Raw genomic sequence first — 2,555 nt, 5'->3', positions numbered from 1 at the left:
GGCAGGCAACCGGAGACGGTTGCCACCACTATTTGCCCATCAGCAACCGGCAGGCAACCGGAGACGGTTGCCACCACATTATTCTCAATATTTTCTATTTCCCATTTGAGCAATATGAGACAGTTTATCAATACAATTCGGCAGTTGTCCCGGCGGCGGACGGTTCGCATTTTTGGGGCGGTGGTTTTGTTGGGGTTGACAGTGCGATCGCTTCCCTATTTTGCCCCGGTTCTGCTTGAAGATATCCGCCAGACTTCGGTGGCGATGGAATTTCGCGATCGCAACAATCTCCCCTTGGGAACGATTCTCAGCCGGGATCAAAATCATACAGCCGTGGTTCCGTTGACCGAAATTTCTCCTAATTTTATTCAAGCAATTATCGCGGCGGAGGATAAGCGATATTATCATCACGGGGCGTTGGATGCGATCGCGATCGGGCGTTCTCTCCTCGAAGCGGTCCAAGCCGGAGAAATCGTCAGCGGCGCCTCCACCATCACCATGCAACTCGCCCGGATGCTGGAACCGGCCCCCCGCACCCTCCCCCACAAATTCGCTGAAATCTGGCTGTCCTGGCGGCTAACTGCCGGGATGAACCGCGACCAGATCCTCGCCGCCTACATCAACCGCCTGCCGATGGGGGGCAACCTCTACGGCGTCGAAGCCGCATCCCGGGCCTATTTCGGAGTCCCCGCCGCCGACCTGAGTTTGTCCCAAGCCAGCCTGCTGGCGGCACTTCCCAACGACCCCACCGACCTCGATCCCTACCATAACTGGACGGGGCTCAAAAAACGGCAAAAATACGTCCTCGATCGCATGGTTGAAGATGGCTACATCACCCATCAGGAGAGCGATCGCGCCCTGCGAGAACCCCTGCAACTCCGCTCCCGTCAAGGTGAAGCGATCGCCGCCCCCCACTTCCTATTTTGGGTGGCAAATCAACTCTCCGATGCCGACATTCAAACCCCACAAATTAAAACCACCCTCGATCGCCCGTTACAGCAATTTGTGGAAACCCAAGTTCGTCAGGTTACGGACGCTTTGGCGGATCGAAATGTCGGTCATGCCGCAGCTATTGTGATTGATAATAACACCGGGCAGGTGTTGGCTTATGTCGGTTCTCCCGACTATTTTGATACGCAAAATTTGGGGTCGAATGACGGCGTTCAAACCCTGCGACAACCCGGATCGACGTTGAAGCCCTTTTTGTACGAATTGGCGATCGCCCGGAGTACCATCCGCCCCAATACCGTCCTCGCCGACGTGCCCACCTACTACGCCATCCCCGGCGCCAAACTCTACACCCCCACCGACTACAGCGAAACTTTTTTGGGGCCGGTGCGGGTGCGGATCGCTTTGGCAAATTCCCTCAATATTCCCGCCGTCCGGGTATTGGAAAAAGTGGGCGTTCCGGATTTTTTGCACCGTTTGAATCAGTTGGGATTTACCCACCTCGATCGCGAACCGGAATTTTACGGTTTGGGGTTGACGTTGGGCAGCGGGGAGGTGAGTTTGTGGGAATTGTCCCGGGCTTATCTGACCCTCGCAAACGGGGGAGAACCCCTGTCTCTCGCCACGACTATAACGCCGGAGTTGCCGAAAAACTGTCCCGGAAATTGTTCTCAATTCGATACGCCGGACACCTGGAAATTGATCGTCGATATGTTGTCGGACTCCCACGCCAGGGCGGCGGCGTTCGGGGTGGAATCGGTGTTAAATTTACCGTTTCCGGTGGCGGTGAAGACGGGGACTTCTTCCGATTATCGGGATACTTGGACGGTGGGTTTTACGACGGATTACACCGTCGCCACTTGGGTGGGGAATTTTGACGGGAAACCGATGCAAAATATTTCGGGGGTGATGGGGGCGGCACCACTTTGGAATCAGATCATGTTATATCTGCACGGGACGGATTTTCCCGGTGATTTTATCCCCCCGAATGAGTTGACAAAACTGCCGATTTGTGCAGATACTGGATTAAAACCAAGTTCCGACTGTGAATCGGGCACTGTCCTGGAATATTTCTATCCGGAAGATATCGCCAATTATCATAATAATTCGGGGCGACAAACGTTGACGGCGGATTATAACGAGTGGCTGTCGCGGCAGGGGCGATCGCATCTGCAGAGTCCGAGGATTTTATTTCCCAATGCCGACGATTATTTTTTGATTGATAATGGCGATGATTCCCAGATCGAATTTAAGGTTTCAGGGGTTGACAATCAACCCATTATCTGGTATCTAAATGGTGAGGAAATAGCAGAGACGGAATCGCGATCGCTGTTTTGGACTCCGGAAGTGGGCGATTGGACGCTATCGGTAAAAAGCGGGAATCGGACGTCGGACGTCACGTTTCAAGTCAGACAATCCGAAGACAAACCCTATCGCAGAGGATTTTCCGTCGTTAATTCTCATTGATGGCGATCGCAGGTCGAAAAAAAAATGTTAAATTTTGTTGCCAAACCGGCGTTTTTTTTACCAACCCCTTGCCTTGCCCTTGACTTCGTGATATACTTCGTACATAATGGGAATATTCGCGATTTTTTTATTTTGGCAAC

1 protein-coding gene is annotated in these 2,555 nt (G+C 52.8%); it reads left to right on the top strand.

The genetic code is table 11. From position 1 onward, the window contains the following. Positions 1-114 precede the first annotated feature (114 nt). Positions 115-2,415, top strand: a complete 2,301-nt coding sequence (gene pbpC, locus LKE08_RS23135) for a penicillin-binding protein 1C (RefSeq protein ID WP_324706632.1) — start codon at positions 115-117, stop codon at positions 2,413-2,415. Positions 2,416-2,555: the final 140 nt, after the last annotated feature.

It is taken from the genome of Lyngbya sp. CCY1209, from assembly GCF_035615495.1.
Classification (GTDB): Bacteria; Cyanobacteriota; Cyanobacteriia; order Cyanobacteriales; family Microcoleaceae; genus Limnospira.
The sequence above is the reverse complement of the archived record's forward strand: the minus strand, read 5'-3'. Positions and strand labels throughout refer to the sequence as shown.